This is a genomic window from Shinella sp. M31 (assembly GCF_049199205.1).
In the GTDB taxonomy this organism is placed as follows: domain Bacteria; phylum Pseudomonadota; class Alphaproteobacteria; order Rhizobiales; family Rhizobiaceae; genus Shinella.
Map to the genome: position 1 here is coordinate 16,637 of NZ_JBLZPH010000143.1, position 18,546 is coordinate 35,182.

Sequence of the window (18,546 nt, forward strand, 5' to 3'; positions counted from 1 at the left end):
GAAAATCCCGTGCCCGCCTCCGGTCTTGCGCCGGAGGGCGGGCACTGGTCTTTTAAGGCCTAGAGGAGCGTCAATGAGCATGCTGGAAAACGCAGATCCCGTCGTCAGGCCGTTTCTCGGCGTCGAGCGCTCGGCGACCGGGCAGCGCTGGGTGGCGCGGCTCGATCAGGCGGGGGAAAACCGGGCGCTGGCGATGAGCCAGAACCATGGCCTGCCGGACCTGATTTCCCGCGTGCTGGCCGGTCGCGGCGTGCCGTTCGACAATGCGCTCGAATTCCTCGACCCGACACTGCGCCGGCTGATGCCGGAACCCTATAGCCTGATGGATTGCCAGGTGGCGACGGAGCGACTGGCGGGCGCCATCGAGCGGCGCGAGCGCGTGGCGATTTTTGGCGACTACGACGTGGATGGCGCATCGTCCTCGGCGCTGCTCTATCGTTTTCTGACGCATTTCGGCATCGAGGCGGAAATCTACATTCCCGACCGCATCTTTGAAGGGTACGGGCCGAATCCCAATGCCATCGGGCAGTTGATCGAGCGCGGCGCGCAGCTGATCGTGACCGTGGATTGCGGCTCGACGAGCCACGAATCGCTCGCCGTTGCCCGCGAGCGCGGCATCGATGTCGTCGTCATCGACCACCACCAAGTCGGTGAGAACCTGCCGCCGGCGCATGCACTGGTCAATCCGAACCGTGAGGACGATCTGTCGGGGCAGGGGCATCTCTCCGCGGCGGGCGTCGTCTTCCTCGTTCTGGTGGCGCTGCAGCGGCTTTTGCGCGAGCGCGGCGATGCCAGAGCGAAAAGCCTTGACCTGCTCTCCATGCTCGATCTCGTGGCGTTGTCCACGGTCTGTGACGTCGTTCCGCTGAAGGGGCTGAACCGCGCTTATGTCGTGAAGGGCCTCGTCGCCGCACGCCATCTCGGCAATGCCGGGCTGACGGCGCTCCTGAAGCAGGCGGGCATCGGCGGGCCGGTAACACCTTATCATCTCGGCTTCCTCGTCGGCCCGCGCATCAATGCCGGCGGACGCATCGGCGATGCCGCGCTCGGCAGCCGGCTGCTGACCATCGACGAGCCGGGCGAGGCCGAGCGCATCGCCAAGCAGCTCGACGACCTCAACCGCGAGCGCCAGGCCATGGAGGCCGCCATGCTGGCGGAGGCGGAAGCCGAGGCGCAGGCGGAGTACGGCACGGGCGAGGGCGCCTCGGTGATCCTGACGGCGCGCGAAGGCTGGCATCCCGGCGTCGTCGGTCTGCTCGCCTCGCGCCTGAAAGATCGTTTTCGCCGCCCGGCCTTTGCGATTGCCTTCGATCCCTCGGGAAAAGGCACGGGCTCCGGCCGCTCGATCAGCGGCTTCGACATGGGCCGCATGGTGCGCGCGGCGGTGGACGAAGGCATTCTGGTCAAGGGCGGTGGCCACGCCATGGCGGCAGGCCTGACGGTGGAACGGGAAAAGCTCGGCCGTCTGCGCGGCTTCTTCGAGGAGAAGGCGGAGCGCACGGTGCGCGATCTCGTGGCGGTGGAGACGCTGAAGATCGACGGCGCGCTCAGCGCCACCGGTGCGACGCTCGCGCTTGCCGACCAGCTCGAACAGGCCGGCCCTTACGGTTCGGGCCACCCGCAGCCGATCTTCGCGCTTCCAGCGCACCGTATTCGCGATGTGCGCCCCGTCGGCGTCAATCACCTGCGCGTCAGCCTGGAAGGCCCCGACGGCGGGCGCATCGACGCGATGGCTTTTCGCGCCGCCGATGCGGATCTCGGCATTTTCCTGATGAAGGAGCGCGGTCAGGCCACACACGTCGCCGGCACGCTTTCCGCCGACAGCTGGCAGGGCAGCCGGCGCATTCAGTTCCGCATGCTGGACGCGGCGAAGGCGTTCTGAGCGGGGCGATTTCGACGATGAAGGAGAGGGAACCGTGGCACGCCCTAGGGGAGTCGAACCCCTCTTTCCAGGATGAAAACCTGGCGTCCTAACCGATAGACGAAGGGCGCGTGCGGTGGGCGTCTTCTAGTCGGGCGCGGGCGGATGCGCAAGCCAAAAAATCGCGTTGGACGCAACTTTTTCAACAGCGCGAATGCGGACACTTTGCTTGGAAAGACAACGACTTCAAGGGGAGAAAACCGTGGCACGCCCTAGGGGAGTCGAACCCCTCTTTCCAGGATGAAAACCTGGCGTCCTAACCGATAGACGAAGGGCGCGTGCGGTGGGCGTCTTATAGAAGGGCGTTTTGCCTTCCGCAAGCGGGAAACGACGCTTGTGACAAAAAAATGAAAAGCCGCCCGAAGGCGGCTTCAACAGGCGGGAAAACCGCTCGTTTCCAGAGGCTTAGCGCCTATGAATCACTTACGTCGGCGGCAGCGCCAGTTCCAGTCGCGCTCCTCGCCGATGTCGATATGCACGGATTCTGTGTGGCAATAGGTGCCGACGCCGCCGCGGCCGGGCATGCTGCGCAGATATTCCGCCAGCTCCCATTTCGAGACGCCGGCAATCTGGATATCCGCCGCCTCACAGCGCGTGTGCAGCGATTGCTTGGCGCGGTTGACCTTCACGTCACGCAGGCCCGACGTGACGATGATCGGCTTGTCGTAGTGTTTCTCGATCGTCTTCAGGACCTGCAGCAGCTCCGGCTTGAAACAGCCCGTCTTCACCTTGTCGGTCTGCAGCCAGAGGCCGTTCGGCGCAAGGCGCGCGAGGCCGGCAAGCGAGGCGACCTCCTTGAACCGCGGCGCATCGTCCTCGACCTCGTCGGCCTCGGAATGGTGCGTCGAGAACATCGCATTGGCGGTGGAAACGCCGGGCAGGGTGCCAAGCGACGCCTTCTGCGTGCTGCCGACCGTGTCGCGGTTCAGAACCCGGCGCGGCTGTTCGGAGAAGCGCTCGCCGTCGAACTGCGCCTTGGCATCGCGCTTGCCGCTGAACAGCGAGGCGAGCGTCAGCGTCTTGCGCGACTGGGTCTTGGCTTGGCCCAGAGTGGCCTGCGTGGTGGTTTCCGGCACGGAGCCGGTCACGCCGCCCTGTCCTTCGCCGGCAAGCGCCATGTCGGCCGCGTTGCCGCTTTCCGCCTCGTTGACGAGCGCCATGCGCGCCGTCTTGGGAATCGGCACGTTTTCCGGCAGGAGCGCTGACTGTTCGTCGCCCAGCGTCTCGAGTTTCTGCTGCTGGGCGGACGAGCCGACCGGCGGCATATCCTCGACGGGCAGGCGGCCGGACTGGTCGCTGCCTTGGTCTACAGCCTGCGTGCCGCCGGCATAGAGACTGTTGACGGCGGCATTCGTGCCGCCCGTCGTGGAATAGGCATTGCTGGTGGCAACCGCCTGCGTGCCGTTGGAATAGATGCTCGACCGGCCGGCATTCAGCGTGGTCGATTGCATGACGATGCCGGCCCGGTCGCCGGTCATTTCGGCCTGCTGTGCGTTCATGGCGGCATCGCCGGCATTCGCGGTCGCAGTGGTGTCCCGCGCCGTGCTGCTTGCGGCCGAAGCGGTCGTGACCGGCGTCGTGGTCTCGTCCGCGCCGGCATCCGCGACGGTTTCATCACTTTCCTGCGCCGGCTTCATATCCGCGCGCATATCATTGGAGACTGCGGAAACGCAGCCCGAGAGCGTGGCAACCGAAACGGCCAGCAGCAATCCATACCGCAGCGTTTTCAGGCCGAGCCACTTTCCTTGCATGTCCTGCAAAGGCTTTCCCCCGCTTTCGACGTTCGTGCCCCCGGTCTTGCCGCCGGTCGGGTCATTTTTTCAAACAGTCGCAACCGCACGCGTGACGAGCCCAAGATAGCACAAGGGGATACAGGCTGCGGTTGCCGCGATGTTACCGGTCCGGCCCCTTCTGTAAAGGCCGAAGCGTGTGAAGCCGTGAAACGCAGAACGGAAGACAATCCGGCTCAAAAACGGCCAGGACGCCCCCTCACGCTGGCGATTGACCGGAATGGCAAGAATTTTCCGGTCAAATACGGCGAAACGATGTTTCGTGAGGCTGAATATAGGACGCAAGCTTTGCCCGGAGCTTGCGTCGCCGCACTTACCAGGCGCCGGTATTGCCCATGGATGCCCAGGGCTCGGCGGCGGGCAGGTTCTCGCCCTTCTGCAGGATTTCGATCGAGATGCCATCCGGCGAGCGCACGAAGGCCATGTGGCCGTCGCGCGGCGGACGGTTGATCGTCACGCCGTTGTCCATCAGCTTCTGGCACAGCGCGTAGATATCGTCGACCTCGTAGGCGAGGTGGCCGAAATTGCGCCCGCCGGCATAGTCCTCGGTGTCCCAGTTATAGGTGAGTTCGAGGCAAGGCGTCGCCTTTTCGCGGGCGGTCGCGACATCTTCCGCCGCGGCGAGGAAGATCAGCGTGAATCGGCCTTTTTCATTCTCGTAGCGGCGGACTTCTTCCAGCCCGAAAAGCGTGCAGTAGAAATGCAGCGACTGGTCGATGTCTTTGACGCGGACCATCGTGTGGAGATAACGCATTGGAATATCCTCAAAATGTGGAATCGCCGGAAAGATGAGGGTTTTGTCAGCTTGAGGCAAGCCTTGAGGCCTACCAATGCCGCCAGCAAAACTTTCAAAGGGGCTTGCGCATTCGCATCGGGACAATGTTATTCTGAACCTCAAGAATCAGTTAACCGTAACTCAATGTGAAGCGTAATCGAGGGGCTGGTAGGTCATGGTCGACAGGTTGTCTTCAACGGAAATCACAGAGCGTGATGACCAGAGCAGTGACGCCGTCGATCTGATCGAGATCACCGGTGTCATCAAGTGGTTCGATGTCGCCAAGGGGTTCGGCTTCATCGTGCCCGACAACGGCATGCAGGATGTGCTGCTGCACGTCACCTGCCTTCGCCGCGACGGTTACCAGACCGTGCTCGAGGGAACGCGCGTCGTCGCGATCATCCAGAAGCGCGACCGCGGTTATCAGGCCTTCCGCATTCTCTCCATGGATCAGTCGACGGCGGTGCATCCCTCGCAGATGCCACCTGTGAAGACGCATGTGCAGGTCACGCCGTCCAGCGGGCTCGAACGCGTTCTCGTCAAGTGGTTCAACCGCACCAAGGGCTTTGGCTTCCTGACGCGCGGCGAGGGTACCGAGGACATTTTCATCCATATGGAAACGCTGCGCCGCTTCGGCCTGACGGAGCTTCGCCCGGGCCAGGTGGTTCTCGTGCGCTTCGGCGATGGCGACAAGGGGCTGATGGCTGCCGAGATCCATCCCGACATGCCGCTTCCCGGCAACAGGTCGCACTGATGCGGCGTTTCGCGCGGAATTTCTCTATCGCGCGCCCTTTCTGTGTCGCGCGTCTTGCAAGCGCCGCTCTGGCGCTTTTTCTCTGCCTGTCGTTCGGCGCCCTTGCCCAAGAAAAGTTCGATACCCAGCCGCTGGCCATCATCACCAAGGGCGGCAAGAGCCACGCCTTCACGGTGGAGCTCGCCTTGACGCCGCGCCAGCGCGAGCAGGGGCTGATGAACCGCCGGGAAATGGCCGACGACAAGGGCATGCTCTTCGCCTTCGGCGAGACGCGGCAAGTCTTCATGTGGATGAAGAACACCTATATCCCGCTCGACATGCTGTTCATCGCCAGGGACGGCAAGGTGCGCGCGATCAAGGAGAACGCCGAGCCGCTCTCCGAGGCGATCATCGATTCGCAGGGACCGATCGACTACGTGCTTGAGCTGAATGGCGGCACGGTGAAGCGCCTCGGTATCCGCGTGGGCAACCGCATCGAAAACGAGCTTGTCAACGAGCTGCGCAAGGCGCCGTAAAAGCTGCATTATTCCGTCATGGCCTTGGAAAATCCGTCCTTTGCTGTTGCGGCAACGGGCGGATGCGTGTATCTCCCCATCGCCGGGACGGACGGAGTGTAGCGCAGTCTGGTAGCGCATCTGGTTTGGGACCAGAGGGTCGGGAGTTCGAATCTCTCCACTCCGACCAGTCCGGCGGGCGTTTCGATGCCAAATGCTCTTCCGGTCATTCCCCCTTTACGGAATCTGGGTTATGCATTCTCGGACGCGCGCCGGCGGAACGGCGTGCCTTTATGCGAGAATTCTGGAGCCGCTTCGATGACCGCGAAGATCTATCGTCCCGCCAAGACCGCCATGCAGTCCGGCAAGGCCAAGTCCAACCTCTGGGTTCTGGAGTTCGATGCCGAAAAGCCGCGGACGATCGATCCGATCATGGGCTATACGAGCTCGGGCGACATGTACCAGCAGGTCAAGCTGTCCTTCGAGACCAGCGAAGAGGCGATTGCCTATGCCGAGCGCAACGGCATCGAATTCCGCCTGATCGAGCCCAAGGACGCGACCCGCAAGCGGTGTGCCTATCCCGACAATTTCCGTTTCAACCGCATGCAGCCCTGGACCCACTGAGGTCCATCCGGCCCCTTAGCTCAGCTGGATAGAGCATCTGCCTTCTAAGCAGAATGTCGCAGGTTCGAGCCCTGCAGGGGTCGCCATGACATAGAAAAGGGCAGCCAATCGGCTGCCCTTTGTTGTTTTCACGGATCGTTCGGCCTCAATAGGGCGAGACGCACTGCTTGCGCGGACCGTAATTCGGCTGGAACGTGTTATCGTAGGCGCGATACGAACGGTAACGATTTGCGCACCACTGGGCATGCGAACCGCCGGCCGAAGGCTGGTTGGCGATCGCACCGCCGATGGCTGCACCCAGACCGAAGGCTGCCAGCGGATACCAGAAGCCGTCCGAATGGCGGCGATAGCCCGGGCGGGCGTAACGATAGCCATGATGGCCATGCCAGCGGCGTTCGGCGCGGCGATCGTGACGATATTCGCGACGGTCAGCACGGCGCTCGCGGCGTTCATAGCGATACTGTACCTTTTCGACGGCTGTCGCTTCCGGAACGGGTACGCGGGCAAAGGTAATCGCCTGTGCCGGGATCGCTGACGTTACGGCCATCATCAGGGAGAGGGCACCGGCCGCAAGTCCTGTCTTGAAGTTCAACATTGGAAAACCTTTCGTGTTGTTCGAGACTAGAACGCCTGAATGCGCACTCGGTTCCAACGCCGTTGCGAAAGGTTTGATTTGACATTGGGAAAGGCAAAAAAAACGGGTTGGTCCGCCTGTCGGCTCGCCAACCCGTTCCGGTAAATTTGCGGATCAGGGTGTTCGGGGTACAGGGGTTCTCACCACAATCCGGCTGCATCTCCAGATCTCCTGTGGGGCCGATCATGCCCGAACCGCGTTTTCTCGATTGACAGAAGGCGCATCTTTTTTGACTATTTTCACATGAGAAAACATACGCCGAAACAAGGACCACTCGACGTCACGATCGTGCTTCTGCCCGAGTCGTCGATCATGTCCCTGGCCTCGGTGCTCGATCCGATGCGCGCGGCCAACCGCGTCGTGCCGGAGCCGGTTTTCCGCTGGCAGATCCTCTCGCCGCAGGGGCGGCCGGTGCTTCTCACCTGCGGCGTGGAGATTCGTGTCGACGGCGATTTCGCCGATGTGACGAGCGGCGATGCGCTGATGCTGATTGCCGGTTTCAACCAGGATCGCCACGCGGACCGCAGCTTCGTTGCCCGGTTGAAGAAGATCGCGCGCCGGTTCGGCGTGGTCGCCGGTATCGAATCGGGCTGCTGGCTTTTGGCGCGCTCCGGTCTGCTCGATGGGCGGGACGCGACGGCGCACTGGGAGGAGCTGGAGGATTTCGCGGCGGCCTTTCCCGCACTCAATGTGCGCGCCGATCGTTTTGTGACCGACGGACCGCTCTGGACCTCCGGCGGCGCATCGCCGACCTTCGACATGATGCTGCATCTGGTGCGCGAGCGTTTCGGCTCGGCCGTGGCGCTCGATGTGGCGAGCGTCTTCGTCTACGACCAGACCCATGCGGCGACGGACGCCCAGCCGCTTGTCTCGCTCGGGCGCCTGGGTGAACACCAGCCGGAGCTTGCCTCCGCGATCCGCCTGATGGAGCGTACGATCGACCGGCCGCTGACCATCGCGGCGCTCGCCCGCCGGCTCGGCTTTTCGACGCGCAAGCTGGAGACGCTGTTCACCAACGGGATTGGCACCGCACCGGGCAAATACTATCTGCGCCTCCGGCTGACGGCGGCGCAGCGCATGGTGCGCGATACGCCGCTCTCCATGCAGGAGGTGGCGCTGCGCTCTGGCTTCGACAGCCTCTCGGCGTTTTCCCGCGCCTTTCGCAATCATTTCGGCGCAAGCCCGCTGAAGCTCAGGACCGAGCTGCGGGCGAAATAAAAAAGGCGGGCTTTCGGCCCGCCTTTCCGTGTCTCCGTGCCACCGAGCTCAGTGCAGGATCTGGCTGAGGAAGAGTTTCGTGCGCTCGTGCTGCGGATTGTCGAAGAATTCGGCCGGCGAGTTCTGTTCGACGATCTGGCCCTGGTCCATGAAGATGACCCGGTTGGCCACCTGGCGGGCAAAACCCATTTCGTGCGTCACGCACAGCATGGTCATGCCTTCCTCGGCCAGTGACACCATCGTGTCGAGCACTTCCTTGACCATTTCCGGATCAAGCGCCGAGGTCGGCTCGTCGAACAGCATGATCTTCGGCTTCATGCAGAGCGAGCGGGCGATCGCCACACGCTGCTGCTGGCCACCCGAAAGCTGGCCGGGATACTTGTTGGCCTGTTCCGGAATCTTGACGCGTTTCAGATAGTGCATCGCCACTTCCTCGGCGTCCTTCTTCGGCATCTTGCGCACCCAGATCGGCGCCAGCGTGCAGTTTTCCAGGATCGTCAGATGCGGGAAGAGGTTGAAGTGCTGGAACACCATGCCGACTTCGCGGCGCACTTCGTCGATCTTCTTCAGGTCGTTGGTAAGCTCGATGCCGTCGACGACGATCGAGCCCTTCTGGTGCTCCTCCAGCCGGTTGATGCAGCGGATCATCGTCGACTTGCCGGAGCCCGAGGGTCCGGCGATGACGATGCGCTCGCCCTTCATGACCTTGAGATTGATGTCGCGCAGAACGTGGAAATCGCCGTACCACTTGTTCATATTGGATATCTCGACCGCGACATCCGTGGTGGAGACTGCCAGTTTTTGCGCCTGGGCTTGGTTGGCCATGTGTGTTTCCTCTCACTTATCTCTTGTGGCTCTTGTCGAGGCGGCGTTCGATGAAGGCCGAGTAGCGCGACATGCCGAAGCAGAAAATCCAGAATGTGAAGCCGGCGAAGATCAGGCCCGTCAGCGGCGTGACCGGCGTGATCCAGCCCGAATCCCCAAAGCTCGCCTTCACGATGCCGAGCAGGTCGTACATCGAAATGATCGTGACGAGGGAGGTATCCTTGAACATGCCGATGAAGGTGTTCACGATGCCGGGGATCACGAGTTTGATGGCCTGCGGTAGCACGATGAAGGTCATTTTGTGGAAGTAGTTTAGACCAAGAGCATCGGCCGCTTCATATTGTCCTTTCGGAATGGCTTGAAGACCGCCGCGAATGACCTCCGCCATATAGGCGGATGCGAAGATCGACACGCCGATCAGCGCGCGCAGGAACTTGTCGATATTGTTGCCCGGCTCCAGGAAGAGCGGCAGGAGCACGCTCGCCATGAAGAGAACGGTGATCAGCGGCACGCCGCGGATCAGTTCGATGAAGGTGATGCAGGCCGTCTTGAGGATCGGCATGCTGGACCGGCGTCCGAGCGCCAGGAGAATGCCGGCCGGCAGCGACACGACGATACCGACGAAGGACAGGATGAGCGTCACCATCAGGCCGCCCCACAGCGACGTCTCCACATGGCGCAGGCCGAAGACGCCGCCGAGCAGCAGGAAGAAGGAGACGACCGGGAAGACGATGAGCAGCAGCAGCGCGTTCAGCCCCTTGCGCGGCATCTTCGGCATCAGGAAGGGCACGAGCAGCGCCACGAACATGGCGGCGACCAGAAGCGGCCGCCACAGTTCGTCACGCGGGTAGGAGCCGAACATGAACTGCACGAAGCGGTCGTTCACATAGGCCCAGCAGGCGCCGTTCCAGCCGGCCGGCAGCTGGCCGCCCTGATCGACGGTCAGGCAGGCGGTGCGATCCGCACCGGTCCAGACGGCCGAGACGAACAGCCAGTTGATCAGGCCCGGCAGGAAGTAGACGAGTGCCGCAAGCGCGATGAGCGACAGGACGCTGTCTTTCACCGAAGCGAAGAGGTTCTTGCGGACCCAGCCGATGGCGGTCGAATCGGACAGCGGCGGCTTTTCCTGCTCCAGGAACCGGTCGCGGACATAGGTAATGGTCTCGGTCATCTCAGCGCTCCACCAGGGCCATCTTGGCATTGAACCAGTTCATGAACAGCGACGTGATGAGGCTGATCGAGACATAGATCAGCATCCAGATCGAGATGATCTCGATCGACTTGCCGGACTGGTTGAGGATGGTGCCGCCGACCGCGACGAGATCGGCATAACCGACAGCCACCGCGAGCGAGGAGTTCTTGATGAGGTTGAGATATTGCGAGGTGAGCGGCGGAATGATGATTCTCAGCGCCTGCGGCAAGACGACGAGGCGGGTGGCCTGGCCGGGCCTGAGACCCAGCGCGTAGGAGGCTTCCGACTGGCCGTGCGAGACGCCGCGGATGCCGGCGCGCACGATCTCGGCGATGAACGAGGCCGTGTAGAGCGACAGCGCGAGATAGAGCGCCAGGAATTCCGGCCCGATGACCATGCCGCCCTTCATGTTGAAGGAGCCGGGCACTGCGTAATCCAGCGTCAGGGGCTGGCCCATGACGATGAAGACGGCAAGCGGCAGCAGCACGACAAGGGCGAGATTGACCCACAGCACCGGCGGGCGCTGGCCCGTGGCGCGCTGGCGGGCATTGGCCCAGATCGTGAAGACGATGGCCGCGACGATGCCGATCAGCAAGGCGATGAGCACCACGCCGAAACCTTCACCGAAAACCGGGGCCGGCATGTAGATGCCGCGGTTCGAAATGAAGAACACCGCGTTCGGATCGTCCTTCAGATTCTGGAAGATCGTGCGGATGGAGGGCAGGAGGGCGAGAACGCCGAGATACCAGAAGAAGATGACGAGCAGCGGCGGGATGTTGCGGAAGATTTCCACATAGACCGTGCAGAGCCGCGCGATCAGCCAATTGTGCGACAGGCGCCCGACGCCGACCAGCAGGCCGACGATCGTCGCGGTGACGATGCCGGCGGCGGCGACCACGAGCGTGTTCAAAAGGCCGACCTGCAGCGCCCGGAAATAGGTCGAGTCGCTGGAATAGGAGATCAGCGCCTGCGCAAGGTCGAAACCGGCGCGGCTGTTCAGGAAGCCGAAGCCTGCCGTCATGTTGGCGCGGGCGAGATTCTGGACGACGTTGTTCCAGGCGTACCAGACGGCGCCGATGATCACGACGAGCGTAACGACCTGATAGACGACGCTCCGGAGCGCCGGATTGTAAAGCAGCGATACCTTCGGCGGTTCGCCGGACCCTGTTCGGGCATCCGCAAGAGCCATGCATTTCCCCTGACGTTGGTTCGCCCTGTTTGCCGGGCGTTAGTTTTAAAGGGGAGGGCGTTTGTGCGCCCTCCCGATCGTCACGTCTGACCGCGACTTAGCGGATCGGCGGTGCGTATTGCAAGCCGCCCTTCGTCCACAGGCCGTTCAGGCCGCGGGCGATCTTGAGCGGGGAGCCTTCGCCGACATTGCGCTCGAAGGATTCGCCATAGTTGCCGACAGCCTTGATGATCTGCACGGCCCAGTCCTTCGGCAGGCCGAGGTCGGCACCGATGGTGCTGTCAGCTTCTTCGCCGAGGAAGCGCTTGATATCCGGGTTGGCGGACTTTTTCATCTCTTCGACATTCGCGGTCGTGATGCCGAATTCCTCGGCGGCGACCATCGCATAGTGCGACCAGGTCACGATGTCGAACCACTTGGAATCGTTCTGGCGAACGGCCGGGCCGAGCGGCTCCTTGGAAATGATTTCCGGCAGAACCATATGGTCGTCCGGGTTGGCCATCTTCAGGCGGATCGAGTAGAGGCCCGAAGCGTCGGTCGTGTAGGCATCGCAACGGCCGGCATTGTAGGCGGCGTCGGCTTCATCCTGCGCTTCGAAAACGACCGGCTTGAAGTCCATGTTGTTGGAGCGGAAGTAGTCGGCTAGGTTCAGTTCCGTCGTGGTACCGGACTGCACGCAGACCGAGGCGCCGGAAAGTTCGAGCGCCGACTTCACGCCGAGCTCCTTCTTCACCATGAAGCCCTGGCCGTCATAATAGTTCACGGCGCGGAAATCGAAGCCGAGCTGCGAATCGCGGCTGACGCTCCAGGTAGTGTTGCGGGCCAAAAGGTCGATTTCACCCGACTGCAGGGCCGGGAAGCGGTCCTTGGCCGAAAGGGGGGTGAACTTCACCTTGGTGGCATCGCCGAAGACGGCAGCAGCCACGGCCTTGCAAAGATCGATGTCGAGACCGGCCCAGTTGCCGGCCGAATCCTGCGCGCCGAAACCGGCGAGGTTCGAACCGTTCACACCGCACTGCACGAAGCCCTTGGCTTTTACGTCAGAGAGCGTGTCTGCCTGAGCAGCCGTTGCGCCAAGCCCCAGCACGGCAGCGCCAACGAGCGCTGTCACGATTTTTTTTGCCATTTTTTCACAACCTTTTTCTGTTGTCTTTGTTTTGTCCGCTGGTCACGCGTTGAAATCAACGCGTTGCGGAACTCGCCACCCTCCCGGCGCGAGGTTGCTTATCTCATGCTCAAATTTTCGCAGGGTCAAGTGACCGGGCTTATTTTCCAGTCAGTAAGCTAAATTTGTCGATATCTGACGGGAATTTGGGCAGAAAAATAGGGATATGGGCAGTAAACCGCTCAAAAAATCCGCGCAATTAACACTTGAAGCGCTTTGGGCGCATGTCATGGAGACAAGTTGGGGCTTGACCCGCCGGTATGCCTGTCCAAGAGTCTTCCTCCCACATTCCTCGAATTTCCTCCGGACTGATCCATGAAAAACAGAGACGAAATCCTCGCCGGCGCCGGCGTGAACACCCGCCTTGCCCATGCCGGAAACGATCCAGCTGAGTATCATGGTTTCGTCAATCCGCCGGTTGTGCATGCCTCCACCGTGCTGTTCCCGAATGCCGCGACGATGGAAAATAGGGCGCAGAAATACACCTATGGCACGCGCGGCACCCCGACGACGGACGCGCTCTGCGCGGCGATCGATGAGCTTGAAGGTTCTGCCGGCACCATTCTGGTGCCATCGGGGCTCGCCGCCGTCACCGTACCGTTCCTGGCCTATCTCTCATCGGGCGATCACGCGCTCATCGTGGATTCGGTCTATCACCCGACGCGGCATTTCTGCGACACGATGCTGAAGCGCCTCGGCGTGACCGTGGAATATTACGATCCTGACATCGGTGCGGGCATCGAGGCCCTGATCAAGCCGAACACCAAGCTGGTGCATACGGAAGCGCCGGGCTCTAACACCTTCGAGATGCAGGACATCCCGGCGATTGCCGCCGCCGCGCACAAGCATGGCGCCGTCGTCACCATGGACAACACCTGGGCGACGCCGCTCTATTTCAAGCCGCTGGATTTCGGTGTCGACGTCTCCATTCATGCGGCAACGAAGTATCCGGCCGGCCATTCCGACGTGCTGTTCGGCACCGTCTCCGCCAATGCCGCCCATTGGGAGCAGCTGCACGACACGCAGATCACCCTCGGAACCTGCGCGTCACCGGACGATGCCTATCAGGTGCTGCGCGGCCTGCGCACCATGGGTGTGCGGCTGGAGCGGCATCAGGAAAGCGCTCTGGAACTGGCGCGCTGGCTGGAAGGCATCGACGACGTGTCGCGCGTGCTGCACCCTGCACTGCCGAGCTTCCCGGGTCACGATCTGTGGAAGCGCGACTTCAAGGGATCGAGCGGTATCTTCTCCATCGTGCTCGACGGCGGCGCGCCGGAGCGCCACAAGGCGAAGGCCCATGCCTTCCTCGATGCCCTCGGCATCTTCGGCCTCGGCTATTCCTGGGGCGGCTTCGAATGCCTTGCGGTGCATGTGAACCTCAACGACCGTCGCGTCGCCAAGGGTCCGGAAGAAGGTCCGGTGCTGCGCCTGCAGATCGGTCTTGAGGACGTGAAGGATATCAAGGCTGATATCGAGCGCGGGCTGGAAGCGGCACGCGCCGTTTGATGCGGAAAATACCCTCATCCGGTTTGCCGGGTGAGGGCTTTCAACTCGGCGTGCGATAACCGTAGAGCCAGTCCAGATCGCCAGCGAGCTGGTCCGGCTTGCGCAGCGAGAGCACGAGGTTGCGGGCAAGCGCGACCGGGCCGCCGGCATGATAGGCGAACCGGTTGAAGGCGCCGCGTCTGCGGACTTTTTCGACGCGTTCCCGGCGTTCCTTTTCGAACCTGCGCAAAGCCGATCCGATCTCTGTGGTGCCGGCGAGACGGTTTGCCAGGAGGGCCGCATCCTCGATCGCCATGGCGGCGCCCTGTGCGGCGAAGGGCGTCATGGCATGGGCCGCATCGCCGACCAGCACGATGCCTTTTCCGTCTGTCCATACGCCATCGGCGCAGCCGAACAGCGGCCAGGCCATGGGATTTTGCGCGTCCTCGATGAGACGGCGGATATCCGCGTGCCAGCCGGCGAAGGCGTCCTGAAGATGGCCGCGCGTCAACGCATCGCCCTTGCGCGTCCAGCCTTCCGGCGGTGTATCCGCCTGCGCATGGATGGCGACGATGTTGAAGGCCTGCATCTCCGCCAGAGGATAGGCGACGAGATGGGCCTGCGGGCCGAGAAAGGCCGTCACGGTGCGCGGATTGAGGAAGGCCGGCGCCAGACCGTAGGGCACGAGGAATCGCCAGGCAATGTTGCCGGAATAGCGAGCGGGCGGGGCGCCCGGCACGGTCTGGCGCAGGCGCGACCAGACACCGTCGGCGGCGATCAGCACATCGGCCGGTGCAAGGGCGCGGGCCGCTTCAGCGCTTTCGATTCGTACGCCCGTCGTCAGCGTGCAGAGCGGATTTTGCCTGACGGCATCGATGAGCACGGCCTGGAGCGACGCCCGATGCAGGACGCCATAGGGCGCGCCCCAGCGGTTGCGGGCCGCCTGGCCGGCGGGCACGGAAGCGAGCGGAGACAGCGTCTGTCCCGAGGCGAGCAGGATATGATCCGGCTCGCTCCAGCGGGCGTTCAGCGCGTCAAGCAAGCCGAGATCGGTAAGGATGCGCGAGGCGTTCGGCGAGAGCTGCAGGCCGGCGCCGACCTCTTCACGGGCGGGAGCCTGTTCAAGGATATGCGAAGGGATGCCCTTGCGGGCGAGCGCAAGGGCTGTCGTCAGGCCGGCAATGCCGGCGCCGACGATGGTCGCGGATGTTACCGAAGACATGAAGGTGCGGCCCGTGGGGCCGTCACGCCGCTACCTGGTTGGTGAAGGTGCAGCCGGCAGGTTCCGTCTGCGTGGCCTTCAGGACCGGGTTGTAGCGGTAGAGTGTCGAGCAGTAGGGGCAGACCTTTTCATTGTCGTCGCCCATGTCGAGGAAGACATGCGGGTGGTCGTAGGGCACTGAGGCGCCGACGCACATGAATTCCTTCACGCCGATCTCGATCGTGCGATGGCCGCCGTCGTTCTGGAAATGGGGAATGCTGTGCCCAGCCATGTCATGCTCCGTGGAAGTCCGTTTTCTGGCGCGGACCATAGTCGCCTTCCGGTCAAATGTGTAGATGCAAAACCGTCGCGGGGAAGGAGATTTCGTGCGCGGTGCCGTTTTCTCCGCAGGCAAAGGGCAGTATGAGCAGGGTCGAGAAAACGAAAGACGGCCCGCGATGAACCTTGATCCCCCGCCCTTTTCCCGTTTCACCCATGAGGGTCTGGAGCTTGCCTTTTTCGACGAGGGCGACCCGTCGGGCGAACCGGTGCTGTTGATCCACGGATTTGCCTCCAGTGCCAATGTCAACTGGGTGTTTCCCGGCTGGCTGAAGACGCTCGGCGATGCCGGCTACCGTGTGATCGCGCTCGACAATCGTGGCCACGGCGCCAGCGCCAAGCCGCATGACCCGGCGCTCTATACGCCGCCGCTGATGGCGGGCGATGCGGCAGCGCTGCTCGACCATCTCGGCATTCCCGAAGCCCATGTCTTCGGCTATTCGATGGGCGCGCGCATCACCGCCTTCATGGCGCTTGCCCATCCGCATCGCGTGCGCTCCGTCGTCTTCGGCGGGCTCGGCATCGGCATGGTGGAAGGCGTCGGCGACTGGGATCCGATCGCCGACGCGCTGCTTGCGCCCTCGCTCGACGTCGTGACCCATGAGCGCGGCCGCATGTTCCGCGCCTTCGCCGAGCAGACGAAATCCGACCGCCAGGCGCTTGCCGCCTGCATCATGACCTCGCGGGATCTCCTGACCGTGGAAGACATGGGCCGCATCGATGTGCCCGCCTTGATCGGCGTCGGCACGAAGGACGACATTGCCGGCAATCCGCAGGATCTCGCCGCGCTGATGCCGGATGCGCGCGCGCTCGATATCCCCGGCCGTGACCACATGCTCGCCGTCGGCGACAAGGTTTTCAAACGCGCCGTGCTGGATTTTTACGCGCAGATCGGCGCGCGCTGACACCCCGTTTACGACAAAGCGCGTCCGGCCATTCCGCTTGGACGCGCTTTGCTTTATATAGGGTCCTGTAGATGATGAAGGAGTGCGGCGATGGTCGCGATGAATGAACTCAGGGCCGGCGACAAGCTCAAGGCCATGGATCCGATCTGGGACAGCCTGCGCGAAGAAGCCCGCGTTGCCGCCCAGGCCGAGCCGCTGCTGGCGGCCTTTCTCTATTCGACGGTGCTGAACCACCGCTCGCTGGAAGAAAGCGTGATCCATCGCGTCTGTGAGCGCCTCGACCATCCGGACCTGCAGGCCAATCTCCTGCATCAGATTTTCGACGAAATGCTGGAAGACTGGCCGGAATGGGGCAGCATCCTGCGTGTCGATATCCAGGCCGTCTATGACCGCGACCCCGCATGCCTGCGGTTCCTGGATGCCGTGCTCTATTTCAAGGGGTTCCACGCCATCCAGACGCACCGCGTCGCGCACTGGCTTTATAAAAGCGGCCGGCGCGACCTTGCGCTCTATCTGCAGAGCCGTTCCTCCAGCGTGTTCCAGACGGATATCAATCCGGCCGCCCATATCGGCAAGGGCATCTTTCTCGATCACGCGACGGGCCTGGTGGTCGGCGAAACCGCGTCCATCGGCGACAACGTCTCGATCCTGCACAATGTAACGCTCGGCGGCACCGGCAAGGAGGGCGGCGATCGCCATCCCAAGATCGGCGATGGCGTGATGATCGGGGCCGGCGCGAAAATCCTCGGCAACATCCATATCGGCCATTGCTCGCGCATTGCCGCAGGCTCCGTCGTGCTGAAGCCCGTCCCGCCGAAATCGACGGTTGCCGGCGTGCCGGCGCGCGTCGTGGGCGAGGCGGGCTGCAACGAGCCGTCACGCGCCATGGACCAGTTGTTGGCAGCCTTCGACTACGATCTGTGAGGCGGAAAAGTCGACGCGTATCGGACTTCGAGGGTTTACAGGCTCCAGAGCAGGTGCGAGAAGCGCGGCACATCAAATCATTGACGGAGACATGTCGTGAAGCCGGAAGAAATCAGGAAGCTCGAGGCCTACTTCAAGCGCAACATCAACAAGGAGATCGTCATCAAGGCGCGTCCGCGCAAGGATGAATCGGCCGAAGTCTATCTTGCTGATGAGTTCCTGGGCGTCGTGTTCCGCGACGACGAGGACGGCGAGCTTTCCTACAACTTCTCCATGGCGATCCTCGACATCGATCTGTGATCCCTCGGACATTGCTGGAATTCAAAGGCCCGGTCGCCCTTTGCGCCGGGCTTTTTCGTGTCTGTTTCATGCCTGTCCTTCGTCATCCTCGGCCCAAGATGACGTTGAGGGGGAGGCGGGCGTCAGTGGCAGTCGGCGAAGTCTGATAGGCCGAGGTAGGGTAGGCAAAGGCGACGAACGGATGCGACAGTGAAGGACATCACTGTCAACGCCAAAGGCCGCAAATCACTCCCGCTATTCTGGTTCCGACGTCGATTATTATTGTTTTGCGACGGCTTGGCTTTTCTCAATGCCAATAATCATACCTATCGGGCAAGATGTTGCTTTGACTGGAAAATATTGCGCCGCACCATTTCATTGACTTTTTTGTGCATTGCATATAGATTTCGGACCATACCACCGGGATCCAAAGGAGACTTCGATGTTCAATTTCGACGACGCAAACAAGAAGAGCAAGGAAGCCGTGGACACGTTCGTGAAGAGCTACACGACCGCTGCGCAGGCATGGCAGGCAATCGCCACCGAGACTGCCGACTTCAACAAGAAGTCCTTCGAAAACGGCCTCGCTCACTTCGAAAAGCTTTCCGGCGTCAAGAGCGTCGAAGCTGCCGTCGAACTCCAGACCGCTTTTGTGAAGTCTTCCTATGAAGGTTTCGTCGCCGAAGCCACGAAGCTCAGCGAAATGTATGCCGACCTCGCCAAGGGCGCCTACAAGCCCTACGAAGCGCCGGTCGCTAAGGCCACCGCTGCTACCAAGTCGGCTGTCGCCGCCTAAGGCTTTCAGTACAGCGTACGCGTATAACGTTTATCG

General features: G+C 62.3%; 19 protein-coding genes and 4 tRNA genes. 12 read left to right on the forward strand and 11 right to left on the reverse strand.

The features are described 5' to 3' along the window. The first annotated feature begins 79 nt into the window (after nucleotides 1-79). On the forward strand, nucleotides 80-1,882 hold the full coding sequence (gene recJ, locus ACOZKU_RS22850) for a single-stranded-DNA-specific exonuclease RecJ (protein ID WP_421580825.1): 1,803 nt from the start codon (nucleotides 80-82) through the stop codon (nucleotides 1,880-1,882). 35 nt (nucleotides 1,883-1,917) lie between these two features. Here the strand turns inward: recJ and ACOZKU_RS22855 are convergent. The 4 genes from ACOZKU_RS22855 to gloA form a co-directional block, all read right to left on the reverse strand. Continuing rightward, a tRNA-Glu gene (locus ACOZKU_RS22855) sits at nucleotides 1,918-1,992 on the reverse strand. A gap of 132 nt (nucleotides 1,993-2,124) precedes the next feature. After that, a tRNA-Glu gene (locus tag ACOZKU_RS22860) sits at nucleotides 2,125-2,199 on the reverse strand. Between the two features lie 141 nt (nucleotides 2,200-2,340). Next, nucleotides 2,341-3,672 carry a D-Ala-D-Ala carboxypeptidase family metallohydrolase gene (locus ACOZKU_RS22865; RefSeq protein WP_421580826.1) on the reverse strand — a complete coding sequence of 444 codons (1,332 nt, stop codon included), beginning with the start codon at nucleotides 3,670-3,672 and terminating at the stop codon, nucleotides 2,341-2,343. A 352-nt stretch (nucleotides 3,673-4,024) separates the two neighbouring features. After that, nucleotides 4,025-4,465, reverse strand: coding sequence for a lactoylglutathione lyase (gloA, locus tag ACOZKU_RS22870; protein ID WP_117366108.1), 441 nt, complete (start codon nucleotides 4,463-4,465; stop codon nucleotides 4,025-4,027). A gap of 196 nt (nucleotides 4,466-4,661) precedes the next feature. On the opposite strand from gloA, the gene ACOZKU_RS22875 reads away from it, so the two are divergent. The 5 genes from ACOZKU_RS22875 (at nucleotide 4,662) to ACOZKU_RS22895 (ending at nucleotide 6,444) form a co-directional block, all read left to right on the forward strand. Beyond that, nucleotides 4,662-5,240 (forward strand): cold-shock protein, encoded by a 579-nt coding sequence (locus tag ACOZKU_RS22875; protein WP_421580816.1) that lies wholly within the window; start codon nucleotides 4,662-4,664, stop codon nucleotides 5,238-5,240. Then, nucleotides 5,240-5,755 carry a DUF192 domain-containing protein gene (locus ACOZKU_RS22880; protein ID WP_421580817.1) on the forward strand — a complete coding sequence of 172 codons (516 nt, stop codon included), beginning with the start codon at nucleotides 5,240-5,242 and terminating at the stop codon, nucleotides 5,753-5,755. The genes ACOZKU_RS22875 and ACOZKU_RS22880 overlap by 1 nt, the downstream gene beginning before the upstream one ends. Before the next feature lie 92 nt (nucleotides 5,756-5,847). Beyond that, a tRNA-Pro gene (locus ACOZKU_RS22885) sits at nucleotides 5,848-5,924 on the forward strand. Between the two features lie 128 nt (nucleotides 5,925-6,052). Continuing rightward, the gene (locus ACOZKU_RS22890; RefSeq protein ID WP_298096390.1) at nucleotides 6,053-6,358 is read left to right on the forward strand and encodes an ETC complex I subunit; all 306 of its coding nucleotides are present in this window, start codon (nucleotides 6,053-6,055) and stop codon (nucleotides 6,356-6,358) included. A gap of 9 nt (nucleotides 6,359-6,367) precedes the next feature. After that, nucleotides 6,368-6,444 (forward strand) — tRNA-Arg (locus ACOZKU_RS22895). Nucleotides 6,445-6,503: 59 nt separating this feature from the next. On the opposite strand, the gene ACOZKU_RS22900 is transcribed toward ACOZKU_RS22895, so the two are convergent. Beyond that, a complete protein-coding gene (locus ACOZKU_RS22900) occupies nucleotides 6,504-6,953 on the reverse strand; it encodes a BA14K family protein (RefSeq protein ID WP_421580818.1) in 450 nt (149 codons plus the stop codon). 282 nt (nucleotides 6,954-7,235) lie between these two features. Here ACOZKU_RS22900 and ACOZKU_RS22905 point away from each other — a divergent pair, with 282 nt between their 5' ends. Then, a complete protein-coding gene (locus ACOZKU_RS22905; RefSeq protein WP_421580819.1) occupies nucleotides 7,236-8,210 on the forward strand; it encodes a GlxA family transcriptional regulator in 975 nt (324 codons plus the stop codon). Between the two features lie 48 nt (nucleotides 8,211-8,258). Here the strand turns inward: ACOZKU_RS22905 and ACOZKU_RS22910 are convergent, their stop codons facing one another. The 4 genes from ACOZKU_RS22910 to ACOZKU_RS22925 form a co-directional block, all read right to left on the reverse strand. Next, entirely contained in the window at nucleotides 8,259-9,035 is a 777-nt protein-coding gene (locus tag ACOZKU_RS22910; protein WP_421580820.1) for an amino acid ABC transporter ATP-binding protein, read from the reverse strand. Between the two features lie 16 nt (nucleotides 9,036-9,051). Beyond that, on the reverse strand, nucleotides 9,052-10,206 hold the full coding sequence (locus ACOZKU_RS22915; protein ID WP_314095191.1) for an amino acid ABC transporter permease: 1,155 nt from the start codon (nucleotides 10,204-10,206) through the stop codon (nucleotides 9,052-9,054). A gap of 1 nt (nucleotide 10,207) precedes the next feature. Beyond that, complete coding sequence (locus ACOZKU_RS22920; RefSeq protein WP_314095192.1) at nucleotides 10,208-11,416, reverse strand: amino acid ABC transporter permease; 1,209 nt, start codon at nucleotides 11,414-11,416, stop codon at nucleotides 10,208-10,210. 97 nt (nucleotides 11,417-11,513) lie between these two features. Continuing rightward, complete coding sequence (locus ACOZKU_RS22925) at nucleotides 11,514-12,542, reverse strand: amino acid ABC transporter substrate-binding protein (protein ID WP_314095194.1); 1,029 nt, start codon at nucleotides 12,540-12,542, stop codon at nucleotides 11,514-11,516. Between the two features lie 354 nt (nucleotides 12,543-12,896). On the opposite strand from ACOZKU_RS22925, the gene ACOZKU_RS22930 reads away from it, so the two are divergent. Further along, the gene (locus tag ACOZKU_RS22930) at nucleotides 12,897-14,087 is read left to right on the forward strand and encodes a cystathionine beta-lyase (protein WP_421580821.1); all 1,191 of its coding nucleotides are present in this window, start codon (nucleotides 12,897-12,899) and stop codon (nucleotides 14,085-14,087) included. A 40-nt stretch (nucleotides 14,088-14,127) separates the two neighbouring features. On the opposite strand, the gene ACOZKU_RS22935 is transcribed toward ACOZKU_RS22930, so the two are convergent. After that, nucleotides 14,128-15,288, reverse strand: coding sequence for an FAD-dependent monooxygenase (locus ACOZKU_RS22935; RefSeq protein WP_421580822.1), 1,161 nt, complete (start codon nucleotides 15,286-15,288; stop codon nucleotides 14,128-14,130). 22 nt (nucleotides 15,289-15,310) lie between these two features. Continuing rightward, nucleotides 15,311-15,559: a zinc-finger domain-containing protein gene (locus ACOZKU_RS22940; RefSeq protein WP_314095199.1), complete on the reverse strand. Its 249-nt coding sequence runs from the start codon at nucleotides 15,557-15,559 to the stop codon at nucleotides 15,311-15,313. 166 nt (nucleotides 15,560-15,725) lie between these two features. On the opposite strand from ACOZKU_RS22940, the gene ACOZKU_RS22945 reads away from it, so the two are divergent. From ACOZKU_RS22945 to ACOZKU_RS22960, 4 genes are all read left to right on the forward strand, one after another. Beyond that, nucleotides 15,726-16,511: an alpha/beta fold hydrolase gene (locus ACOZKU_RS22945; protein ID WP_421580823.1), complete on the forward strand. Its 786-nt coding sequence runs from the start codon at nucleotides 15,726-15,728 to the stop codon at nucleotides 16,509-16,511. A gap of 90 nt (nucleotides 16,512-16,601) precedes the next feature. Then, entirely contained in the window at nucleotides 16,602-17,435 is an 834-nt protein-coding gene (cysE, locus tag ACOZKU_RS22950; protein WP_314095201.1) for a serine O-acetyltransferase, read from the forward strand. Between the two features lie 96 nt (nucleotides 17,436-17,531). Next, on the forward strand, nucleotides 17,532-17,735 hold the full coding sequence (locus ACOZKU_RS22955) for a DUF3126 family protein (RefSeq protein WP_117371167.1): 204 nt from the start codon (nucleotides 17,532-17,534) through the stop codon (nucleotides 17,733-17,735). A gap of 421 nt (nucleotides 17,736-18,156) precedes the next feature. Continuing rightward, nucleotides 18,157-18,510, forward strand: coding sequence for a phasin family protein (locus tag ACOZKU_RS22960; protein WP_314095204.1), 354 nt, complete (start codon nucleotides 18,157-18,159; stop codon nucleotides 18,508-18,510). The last annotated feature ends 36 nt before the right edge of the window (nucleotides 18,511-18,546 follow it).

Coding starts and splice junctions, on each gene's coding strand:
- ACOZKU_RS22890 (WP_298096390.1), top strand. CDS start 6,053: ATGACCGCGAAGATCTATCGTCCCGCCAAGACCGCCATGCAGTCCGGC.
- cysE (WP_314095201.1), top strand. CDS start 16,602: ATGGTCGCGATGAATGAACTCAGGGCCGGCGACAAGCTCAAGGCCATG.
- ACOZKU_RS22930 (WP_421580821.1), top strand. CDS start 12,897: ATGAAAAACAGAGACGAAATCCTCGCCGGCGCCGGCGTGAACACCCGC.
- ACOZKU_RS22920 (WP_314095192.1), bottom strand. CDS start 11,416: ATGGCTCTTGCGGATGCCCGAACAGGGTCCGGCGAACCGCCGAAGGTA.
- ACOZKU_RS22880 (WP_421580817.1), top strand. CDS start 5,240: ATGCGGCGTTTCGCGCGGAATTTCTCTATCGCGCGCCCTTTCTGTGTC.
- recJ (WP_421580825.1), top strand. CDS start 80: ATGCTGGAAAACGCAGATCCCGTCGTCAGGCCGTTTCTCGGCGTCGAG.
- ACOZKU_RS22940 (WP_314095199.1), bottom strand. CDS start 15,559: ATGGCTGGGCACAGCATTCCCCATTTCCAGAACGACGGCGGCCATCGC.
- ACOZKU_RS22915 (WP_314095191.1), bottom strand. CDS start 10,206: ATGACCGAGACCATTACCTATGTCCGCGACCGGTTCCTGGAGCAGGAA.
- ACOZKU_RS22900 (WP_421580818.1), bottom strand. CDS start 6,953: ATGTTGAACTTCAAGACAGGACTTGCGGCCGGTGCCCTCTCCCTGATG.
- ACOZKU_RS22910 (WP_421580820.1), bottom strand. CDS start 9,035: ATGGCCAACCAAGCCCAGGCGCAAAAACTGGCAGTCTCCACCACGGAT.
- ACOZKU_RS22935 (WP_421580822.1), bottom strand. CDS start 15,288: ATGTCTTCGGTAACATCCGCGACCATCGTCGGCGCCGGCATTGCCGGC.
- ACOZKU_RS22925 (WP_314095194.1), bottom strand. CDS start 12,542: ATGGCAAAAAAAATCGTGACAGCGCTCGTTGGCGCTGCCGTGCTGGGG.
- ACOZKU_RS22960 (WP_314095204.1), top strand. CDS start 18,157: ATGTTCAATTTCGACGACGCAAACAAGAAGAGCAAGGAAGCCGTGGAC.
- ACOZKU_RS22905 (WP_421580819.1), top strand. CDS start 7,236: ATGAGAAAACATACGCCGAAACAAGGACCACTCGACGTCACGATCGTG.
- gloA (WP_117366108.1), bottom strand. CDS start 4,465: ATGCGTTATCTCCACACGATGGTCCGCGTCAAAGACATCGACCAGTCG.
- ACOZKU_RS22865 (WP_421580826.1), bottom strand. CDS start 3,672: ATGCAAGGAAAGTGGCTCGGCCTGAAAACGCTGCGGTATGGATTGCTG.
- ACOZKU_RS22945 (WP_421580823.1), top strand. CDS start 15,726: ATGAACCTTGATCCCCCGCCCTTTTCCCGTTTCACCCATGAGGGTCTG.
- ACOZKU_RS22875 (WP_421580816.1), top strand. CDS start 4,662: ATGGTCGACAGGTTGTCTTCAACGGAAATCACAGAGCGTGATGACCAG.